At 36.3% G+C, this 9872-nt stretch carries 7 protein-coding genes and 2 rRNA genes; 5 read left to right on the forward strand and 4 right to left on the reverse strand.

The genetic code is table 11. The features are described from left to right. Positions 1 to 179: 179 nt before the first annotated feature. Positions 180 to 1124 (forward strand): nucleoside hydrolase, encoded by a 945-nt coding sequence (locus AABS66_RS11500; RefSeq protein WP_206084463.1) that lies wholly within the window; start codon positions 180 to 182, stop codon positions 1122 to 1124. Between the two features lie 48 nt (positions 1125 to 1172). On the opposite strand, the gene AABS66_RS11505 is transcribed toward AABS66_RS11500, so the two are convergent. Beyond that, complete coding sequence (locus AABS66_RS11505) at positions 1173 to 2159, reverse strand: glycosyltransferase (protein ID WP_206084461.1); 987 nt, start codon at positions 2157 to 2159, stop codon at positions 1173 to 1175. A gap of 287 nt (positions 2160 to 2446) precedes the next feature. Between AABS66_RS11505 and AABS66_RS11510 the strand changes: the two genes are divergently transcribed. The 4 genes from AABS66_RS11510 (at position 2447) to idi (ending at position 6951) form a co-directional block, all read left to right on the forward strand. After that, complete coding sequence (locus AABS66_RS11510) at positions 2447 to 3355, forward strand: DUF808 domain-containing protein (RefSeq protein WP_206084459.1); 909 nt, start codon at positions 2447 to 2449, stop codon at positions 3353 to 3355. Between the two features lie 469 nt (positions 3356 to 3824). Continuing rightward, positions 3825 to 5591: a nitrate/nitrite two-component system sensor histidine kinase NarX gene (gene narX / locus AABS66_RS11515; protein WP_430224936.1), complete on the forward strand. Its 1767-nt coding sequence runs from the start codon at positions 3825 to 3827 to the stop codon at positions 5589 to 5591. 20 nt (positions 5592 to 5611) lie between these two features. Then, a complete protein-coding gene (gene narL / locus AABS66_RS11520) occupies positions 5612 to 6268 on the forward strand; it encodes a two-component system response regulator NarL (RefSeq protein WP_206084456.1) in 657 nt (218 codons plus the stop codon). A 161-nt stretch (positions 6269 to 6429) separates the two neighbouring features. Then, positions 6430 to 6951: an isopentenyl-diphosphate Delta-isomerase gene (gene idi / locus AABS66_RS11525; RefSeq protein ID WP_272538946.1), complete on the forward strand. Its 522-nt coding sequence runs from the start codon at positions 6430 to 6432 to the stop codon at positions 6949 to 6951. Between the two features lie 15 nt (positions 6952 to 6966). Here idi and AABS66_RS11530 read toward each other — a convergent pair whose 3' ends face one another. From AABS66_RS11530 to AABS66_RS11540, 3 genes are all read right to left on the reverse strand, one after another. Further along, positions 6967 to 8517: an aromatic amino acid lyase gene (locus tag AABS66_RS11530; RefSeq protein WP_430224937.1), complete on the reverse strand. Its 1551-nt coding sequence runs from the start codon at positions 8515 to 8517 to the stop codon at positions 6967 to 6969. Positions 8518 to 9504: 987 nt separating this feature from the next. Further along, positions 9505 to 9620, reverse strand: a 5S ribosomal RNA gene (rrf, locus tag AABS66_RS11535). A 142-nt stretch (positions 9621 to 9762) separates the two neighbouring features. Beyond that, positions 9763 to 9872 (reverse strand): 23S ribosomal RNA (locus AABS66_RS11540); the annotation flags it as partial.

Here is a 9872-nt window from a genome sequence, read left to right on the forward strand (position 1 = left end):
TAAGCTCAAACCACTTGTTATTAATATGTTAATCAAATCACAGTATCATCCAAAAGTATTAATATTTTGTTACTAAATACTTGAGTGATGACAGATAAACAAGAAGCAGATCACAGGAAATTTCACCATAATTTCTTAGTCTACCTCATCAATAAAAGCGTTTTAGACAAGGAGATATGATGTCTTCACACAAAATTATTCTGGATTGTGACCCTGGCCATGATGATGCCATGGCGATTTTATTGGCTCTGGGTAATCCAAGTGTGGAACTATTGGCTGTCACCACCGTTGTGGGGAATCAAACCCTAGAGAAAGTCACTCACAATGCACGCGCGCTCCTTGAATTTGCGGGCGCAAGACATATCCCGATAGCCGCAGGTTGCCCACGTCCATTAGTTAGAGACATTCAGAATGCTGCTGAAGTGCATGGAATTAGTGGGTTAGATGGCACACATCTCCCTGAACCAACATTACCCCTTGATAAGCGCCATGCTGTTGACCTGATCATCGATACGCTTAAAGCTCATCCTGCAAAAACGGTTACATTAGTGCCCATTGGCGGGCTAACAAATATCGCCCTTGCGGTAAGAAAAGCCCCTGAAATTGTTGAATTAGTGAAAGAAATCGTGCTAATGGGTGGTGGATACCATACGGGGAATCGTTCAGCTGTCGCCGAATTTAATATTGCCATCGACCCAGAGGCCGCACATATCGTTTTCAACGAAAAATGGCCATTAACAATGGTTGGATTGGATTTAACTCACCAAGCAAAACCAACAGATGCCATCATGGCTAAAATTGCCGCGCTCAATACACCAATTAGCCGATTTGTTGTTGAATCGTTGAACTACTATACGGCAGGGTATCGCCAACGTAACGGCTACAGTGACCATGCGCCCGTTCATGACCCTTGTGCTGTTGCCTATGTTATTGACTCCTCAATGATAGAAACATGCAAAGCCCCTGTTGATATTGAGCTTCAAGGAACGTTAACGCTTGGAATGACAGTAACCGACTTTCGCGCTCAAGCCCCCGCGGATTGCCATACACAAGTGGCGACGAAGCTTAATAACCAGCGGTTATGGGAAATGTTTATCGATGCGCTAAAGCGATTAGATAAATAGTAAAAAGGTAGCTTATTCCGCTGCATAAGCTACCTGCTTTTTTGAATACTAGTCTTTGATAATATCTTTTAATTTCGTATAGCGCCTAATTAAACGCCACTTTAATTTTACCGTTGTCGCATGGTTCCACACAATTTCCCAATATCCTTTGTCGAAAAATTGCTGCACCATTTCTTTACGAATTTCAGGGGATTTAATCGCAAGTAAAGCTTGAACAACGCCTAATCCCTCTTTACCTACTTGCCAAATACACGCTGGTGCTTGTTTGACTTGTTCAGGATAACGCTGGTAAATCGCTAATAACATATCGATAATTTTCAAATAAGTATTAATTTTACGCACTGACCGTTCGTCACCGCTCAACGAATGAGAAACAGACTGGTTGTGGATCAAATAGCGATAATATTGCTCATTAATAAATTGCACACGTTTCGCAACCAATAAAACCTCAGTTGTCCAGGGAATATCTTGATGATGCAGCTTCGGCTCAAAGAAAAAGTTATATTGGCGCAGCATATCTAAACGGTATAGATTCAGCCAAGTTACGTGCAAAAATTTACGTGAGCTTAGCCCTTTTTCTAACCATTCAGGGCCACTTATCACCCCTGTAGAGGCTACCTTATTTGGCGGAAATATCGCTTTCGGTACATCGCCATTAGTATAAACATAGGTACCATTACAAGTTGCAACATCTAAGTCACCCGCTAATGCAATTTCTAACAATCTGCCATACATTTTCGGGCTAATTTCATCATCGATATCAGGAAATGTAATATATTTCCCTGTCGCTTCAACCATTCCAGTATTACGAGCAACTGACACGCCTTGGTTTTCTTGAGACAAAATCTTCAGATGACTGAATTTATCTTCATACTCTTTGATAATTCCTTCGCTGTTATCCTTAGAGCCATCATTAACAACAATGAGCTCCCAATTTTCTAAATTTTGCGCTAATAGACTATCAAAGAACTGAGGTAAAAACTTTTCACCATTATAAACCGCAACAACAATACTCAAAACTGGTTGAGAAGACATGTATTAACCCTATACCAATCGATTTAAAAGTACTAACCCAATGCAACATTGCTCAATAACATAAACAAACTCACCTGGTGAGTTTTTAGAAATACCCTAAATTAGAAAAGAAGAAACCATATTGGTTCCATTGTCATAAAAATTTCATAATCCAATAACTCTAGGCATTCTTCTTAAAGGAATAATTAAAAATTCGAATATGTTATAAACTCTAATGAACTAATTATCACTTGATCAGCCTAATAAACATTAACGATATCTTAAACAAACTTAATTGAGGGTCTCTTGTGGCTGGAAGTAGTTTACTGACCTTACTTGACGATATAGCAGCCGTGCTTGATGACGTCGCAATGATGACAAAAATGGCCGCGAAAAAAACATCTGGTGTTCTAGGTGATGACCTTGCTTTAAATGCTCAGCAAGTATCAGGCGTTCGTGCTGAACGAGAAATTCCTGTTGTCTGGTCCGTTGCTAAAGGCTCATTTCTCAATAAATTAATTTTGGTTCCTCTCGCTCTATTGATCAGCGCGTTTATTCCCTGGGCTATCACGCCTTTATTAATGTTAGGTGGCGCTTACTTATGTTTTGAGGGGGCAGAAAAAATTGCCCATAAAATTTTTCACTCTAATGCAAAATTAGCAGCGAAAACACACTCGGTGCCTGAAGAAAAACTGGCTGAATTCGAAAAAGAAAAAATCAAAGGCGCTATTCGCACTGATTTTATTTTATCCGCTGAAATTATTGCAATTACATTAGGCATTGTATCTACCACAACGATTATTAATCAACTCGCAGTACTATCTCTTATTGCTGTTATTATGACTATAGGTGTTTACGGGCTCGTTGCTGGAATTGTTAAACTTGATGATTTAGGGTTTTATCTGCAAAAGAAAACATCAGCATTACTACAAAAAATAGGCAATGGGCTTATTTATACCACACCATATCTGATGAAAACACTTTCCGTTGTCGGCACAGCCGCAATGTTTATGGTTGGAGGTGGTATACTCACTCATGGCATTCGCTATATGTCTGAATGGATTGAAGAAATATCCTTCACTGCCTTATTAACACCTATTATTGGGAGTACTATGCAGTTTATCCTACCGACAATAATTAACTTATTTTTTGGCTTCATTGTTGGTATGTGCCTTGTTATGGTTTTATCTTTAATCAAGAAAATTCAAAAAGCCTAATACCAAAAATAGAATACGGCTTTTTATCCGCATTATTCTATTTTTTCGCTTGATGAAATAAAAACTTTTCTACTTAGATTCCTATTAATTTACTTTCTCTCACATTATCGATGTATAATAAAATACATATTGATAGGTTCAAATTTTGTGTATTTTAGGGATTATTAAACCTACCTTTTAGAAATCATAAAACATCTAGTCTGATCTAAATCAAAAGAAACTCACCTTTAATTTACGTTATAATACGTAACCATTATCAGAAAAAACACAAAGCAGCCTATTTTTATCTATTAATATCAACAAGTAAGGATAATCGCAGATTTCAATCTTCTATTTTCAGCGCGTTATACGCAAATTAAGTCCTTTAAGTTAATACTAAGGTAGTATATTTAATTAGGTTACCTTTATGAACAATATCGCCAACCTAATCTTAAAACTAGTTGTACCACGGATTTTTGAGGAACTATAAATGCCGACTCTGTATCGTCGATTCTCTATTATTAACCAAGTTATTGGCCTAATGTTGCTAATTGCTATCCTTGGAATTATAGGAATGACGATTTCAAATAGAATGATTATCAGCGTTCAAGGTAACGCTCACGCAATCAACAAATCTGGTTCATTACGCATGCAGAGCTACCGGCTGCTCTCATTAGTTCCTCTTAATCAGCAAAATCAACATTACTTAGATTCTCTAGAAAGTGATTTACTAAGCCCTGAACTCACCCAGGTCGTCAAAGTTGAAGATTTAACGCCACAATTTAATGAACTTCACAACTTTTGGCTGCTTACATTACGCCCTACATTAATAAATGCAAATACACCAAATGATGCAAGATATGAAGTTATTTCGTTTGTTAATAAGCTTGATGAGTTAGTCCACAGCATTGATGAGAAAACTGAAAGAAAAATAGCCTATGTCGCCATGACACAGCTCATTTTCATTAGTTTAGTATTCTTACTACTCATGGGAACTATATGGCATTTGCGGCGAAAAATTTACTACCCATGGATGAAATTGCTATCAATGGTAACCGCTATTGGACAAAAAGATTTCAGTCAACGCTATCCAAAAAATAATCGACAAGACGAGTTAAATGCATTGGGTGAAACATTGAACCAAATGTCAGAAGAACTCGCACAAAGCTATCACCAATTAGAAGAAAGGGTGGCAGAAAAAACGGCCGACCTTACGAAAAAAAATCGTGTATTGTCCTATTTATACCAGTCGAATCAAATTCTTCACTCATCTGAACCACTTTATTTAAGACTGCAAAAAGTCCTGATTGAACTGAAAAATATTACAATATTAAATAACCTGAGTTTACGGTTATATGAAGATAGCAATGAATCTTATTTTCACAAAATCAACTGTCAATCGATAGGATTAGATGGCGAATCTCCCCATTTAAATGAGCAGCAAGATAGTTTATTAGCAAATGAAAAAATCACAATTTTACAGTGGGAGTTGTCAGATAACATGCACCGTTATGGTGTCATTATCGGTGAAATAATGGCTGGCCAAACTCTATCTGATGAACAAAACAATTTAGTCTCAATGTTAGTTAAACAAATATCTGGCATGCTCGCAATGGAACACCAAATTGAACAACAGCAACAATTATTAATTATGGATGAGCGCTCGGCCATTGCACGTGAACTACATGATTCAATTGCACAATCACTATCTTGTTTAAAAATGCAAATTAGCTATCTACAATTGCAACCTGAACCATTACCCGAAAAACCTCAGCAATTATTAACTGAAATGCGCAGCGAAATTAACACCGCTTATAGTCAGCTAAGGGAGCTTTTAACTACTTTTCGATTAAAATTAACTGAACCAGGGCTACTACCCTCTTTAGAGAGTACGATTAGTGAATTTAGTGAGCGGATGGGTTATACGATTAAGTTACACTATGATATTCCAGCGAAGAGTATCTCACCACATCAATCAATTCATATTATACAAATAATCCGAGAAGCCCTAAGTAATATTTTAAAGCATGCTAATGCAAGTTGGGCAGAAGTCTCATTAACACAAAATTCAGGTATTATTTGTATCAAAGTTATTGATGATGGAGCTGGAATCACTGCAAATGTCGACAAACTCAATCACTATGGTTTAATTATTATGAGAGAAAGAGCCCTTAGCCTTAATGGCGAATGTTTTGTTATACCCAGACCTCAAGGCGGAACAGAGGTTAAGGTAACTTTCCCTTTATCTGACGCTTAATACACCAGAGAGAATCATCTATGGAAAATACAAATACAACGAATGATAAATCAACCATCCTGCTGATTGATGATCACCCAATGCTACGAAATGGCGTGAAACAACTGATTAGTTTAGAACCTTCATTATACGTTATAGGTGAAGCTGGTGATGGGAAAACAGGAATTCAAATCGCAGAAGAACAAGATCCTGACCTCATTCTTCTAGATCTCAATATGCCAGGCATGAATGGGTTTGAAACACTCGATGAGTTAAGAAAAAGAGAGCTGTCAGGCCGGATCATTCTCTTCACCGTCTCAAATTATAGCGATGACTTAGTGAATGCTTTAAAACGTGGTGCTGATGGCTATTTATTAAAAGATATGGAGCCAGAAGAACTTATTGTCGCACTTAAAGAAGCCGCAAGTGGGAAACTGGTTGTTAGCCCAACACTCACATCTGTTCTTGCTGAATCTTTACGTGATAATCCTAACAATAATGAAAATAATATCGCGACCCTAACACCAAGAGAAGCTGATATTTTAGAGTTAATCTCACAGGGACTTTCTAATAAAATGATCGCTCGTAAACTCGATATCGCAGAAAGTACTGTAAAAGTACATGTGAAACACTTACTTAAAAAATTAAACTTAAAATCTCGTGTAGAAGCTGCTGTTTGGGTTTTACAACAAAAATAAATATTAAAAGTGGCAGTACAAATAATAATATAGCTGCCATTTTAAAATAAATACACTATGAACATAAATTAAGTATTATGAATAAATAGCTCAATTCTACAATTTTATTTTTTTAGTTATAATAAACTACAGCAATAATTTTAATGATAGGAATCAGGTCGATGGAAGATGAATTAATTTTAGTTAACGAAAATGATGTTGCTATCGGCACTATGCCCAAATTACTCGCGCATCAACTCGGCCGCTTACATCGTGCTTTTTCTATCTTCGTTTTTAATGAACAAAATGAGCTCTTAATTCAACAAAGAGCACCACATAAATACCACTCTTCTGGTCAGTGGGCTAACACATGTTGTAGCCATCCAAAACCCAATGAAGAAACGCAAAGTGCAGCTGAGCGTAGACTTCAAGAAGAATTAGGTTTTACTACACCACTAACCCATGTAGGCTCTCTTATATATCGAGCCGATGTAAATGGCGGGTTAATTGAACATGAATATGACCACCTATATGTTGGCCACTATAATAAAATGGTTTATCCCAATGTAGAAGAAGTCTCATCCATCCGTTGGATTAGTATTTCTAAACTTATTTCTGAAGTTAACCAACAACCAGATATCTTCACACCTTGGTTTAAAAAAATACTGACTAAATACCCATCCTTACATTTTAGTAGAGATTAAATAATGTTTTGAAGATTATATTTTACAATTAAAAATATAATCATTAATTAGTCTTATTTCTTTCGAAAGTGATTTATCCTCACCATTTAACTCTATGAATTCACTTATCGCACGGTAAATACCCTCTGTTTTTGGAGATAATAAATAAGAGGAATCTTTCGCTTTTCTTAGACTAATCGCTTGCACCACACATAAAAAAACAATTGAAATTAACTCATATCCATATGTTAATTGATTTTGTAATTTTTCAGCAACTAATTGCGCATTTGTCGCTGTATCTTCGACACTACCTGCGACAGAAAAGTAATCTAATGAAACAGGCATTACTAGATTTTTAATTCTCATCCCCAAAGCAACTGCAGGTTTTTCAATAGCACCAAGTGCATGAAATGCTGTTTTATTACCCAAAAATCGGGTTAATTGTGTAAAATAAGGATCATTGAGTTTTACTATCTGCTGCACATTTGCTAATGCATTATGAGCTATCGCTAAACTTAATTTTTCAACGGCTAAGACCCAAGGTAATGTTTCAAAGTTTCCACTTGGAAGCACAGCCTGATGATCATAATTCCCAGTCAAACTATTATTTACATTTTTAGTGAGCACACATGGATTATCATTTGAATCATTAACCTGAATAAGAAGTTGCTTTTTCGCTTGCTCATAACTTAAACGCAATTCTGCTAGTCGATATACCCCGCAGCGATAGCTTAATGGATCTTGTAAATGTCGTTCATCATCATGAGACTCTAGCGAAGAACCAATTAATAAATTTCTAAGTTTAGCGCCCATTACAATAACTTCAGGGTAAGCACAAGCATCCAAAACCCGTTGATTTAAAGGTGAGAGATTACCATTTAAGGCTTGTAAATTTAAACAATACAGCAACTCACTTATATTTATATAATGAGCTATTTTTAATAACGCAACTGCTGTAATAGCAACAGAATAAGCATTTGAACATAATAAAGATAGTGAATCTTTTGCCCAGGGCTCTATGGGTGTGATTCCAACAAGTTGAAGTGCCTTTGAAGAAGGCATTGTTTTACCTTGGTAAATTACCTCTCCTTCACCTAGCATTGTCAGTCCTACATGACTCAATATAGTTATATCCCCCTCACCAATCGAGCCAATACTGGGTATACAAGGAATAATATTTTTGTTAAGCAATTCAACATAACTACTAATTATTCTAGGCTGAATTCCACTATAACCATTGAGCAACATGTTTATATGAATCCCCATTACAGCCCTAACTAAACAACTATCTACAAGCTTACCTATCCCCACAGAATGTGCACGTATCAATTTTTTATTAAAAACAGTCGATTTCTCAATTAGCTCTTCAGTAAATTTTCCATTTAACTTTATATATTCTGTATCTTTATTTAAACCAACTCCCACTGTTAGATCGTATATTTTTGCACCTTTTTCTGCTTCTGATATTAATACTTTATGGCTTTTATCTAATTGTTCCATTGCTGCCCCCTCCACAGCAATACATTCGCCGTTCATAATTAATTTTACATCATGAAGTTTCAAATTTTTTCCATTTAATAAAATCATATTCCCCCTAAAAATAGAATAAAAAATAAGATAATTATCAACTATCCTTTTCACTTACTTATATTAAATACTAATTTTTTATTTTTAAACGTCAAATATCAGTCATTATTCATTAGAGATAAATTAATAATAATCATTAAGTAATGCTATTATTTTAAATAACAATATTGTTAAGCATAAAAATACTTACCAAGGAGATTATTGATAAGCTTGCAAGGATTCCTATCCTTTAATTACAAGTCATAACAATGTAAACATAAAAAACATAACATGCTGATGACACAATGATTAGTTGCTAAGTGGATTATTGATAAGCTTACAAAGATTTCTCCGTTTTAATCACAAGCCATAACAATGTGAACATAAAAAACATAACATGCTGATGACACAATGATGAGTTGCTAAGTGGATTATTCTTCATAAACAGTAGGTTGCAAAGTAAAAAAGAATTTAATAACCCACAATTAAGTTCATCTAAACGACAAACAGTATCATAACCATATAAGTTAAGTACCAAGTTAACGACTGGTTGGCTTCTCACCTCTATCAATATCGACCTTTCATCCTCTTTTCCTGTATAAACGTCGCTTTATCAGAGTCAGCGATGGGGGCTTATGCATGATCACAAATAATAAGAAGGTAAGAATCGCACAGGATAAGAAAAATAATAATCCTCAGTTAGTTAATGACGACATGAACAACCAATTAGCCTAGAAGGTCTCATCATCATAAGCCAGAGCGATGAAAAATGAAGTAACAACAGTGAGTTACTAAGAGGATTATTGATAAGCTTAGAAGAATTTCTACGTTTTAATCACAAGTCATAATGACGTGAACACCGAACACGGGTAACACAACGATTGGTTGCTGAGGGGATTATTGATTCACTTAGCTTGCGTTATTTATCTCGTCATCTCGGCCTTTTCTTGGCCCCATTCCCCAAACGCAAAAAAGCCACCCATTGGGTGGCTTTCTCACTAATTTAATGTCTGGCAGTTCCCTACTCTCACATGGGGAGACCCCACACTACCATCGGCGCTACGGCGTTTCACTGCTGAGTTCGGCATGGGGTCAGGTGGGACCACCGCGCTATTGCCGCCAGACAAATTCGGTTTGTTCCCGTTCAGCACATTTCTTTGCTAAACCAGAACATCAATCTTGAACAAGCTGCTGTGTCCTTCACCTTTCGGCTTCTCACGCACATTCGAAAACTATCTCGTCTCTCTAAAACACCTTCGGTGTTGTCAGGTTAAGCCTCACGGTTCATTAGTATTGGTTAGCTCAACGTATCGCTACGCTTACACACCCAACCTATCAACGTCTTAGTCTTAAACGTTCCTTTAGGACCCTTAAAG

The organism is Providencia sp. SP181 (genome assembly GCF_050446505.1).
GTDB classification, from domain to species: Bacteria; Pseudomonadota; Gammaproteobacteria; order Enterobacterales; family Enterobacteriaceae; genus Providencia; species Providencia vermicola.

Coding starts and splice junctions, on each gene's coding strand:
- idi (WP_272538946.1), top strand. CDS start 6,430: ATGGAAGATGAATTAATTTTAGTTAACGAAAATGATGTTGCTATCGGC.
- narX (WP_430224936.1), top strand. CDS start 3,825: ATGCCGACTCTGTATCGTCGATTCTCTATTATTAACCAAGTTATTGGC.
- AABS66_RS11505 (WP_206084461.1), bottom strand. CDS start 2,159: ATGTCTTCTCAACCAGTTTTGAGTATTGTTGTTGCGGTTTATAATGGT.
- AABS66_RS11500 (WP_206084463.1), top strand. CDS start 180: ATGTCTTCACACAAAATTATTCTGGATTGTGACCCTGGCCATGATGAT.
- AABS66_RS11530 (WP_430224937.1), bottom strand. CDS start 8,517: ATGATTTTATTAAATGGAAAAAATTTGAAACTTCATGATGTAAAATTA.
- narL (WP_206084456.1), top strand. CDS start 5,612: ATGGAAAATACAAATACAACGAATGATAAATCAACCATCCTGCTGATT.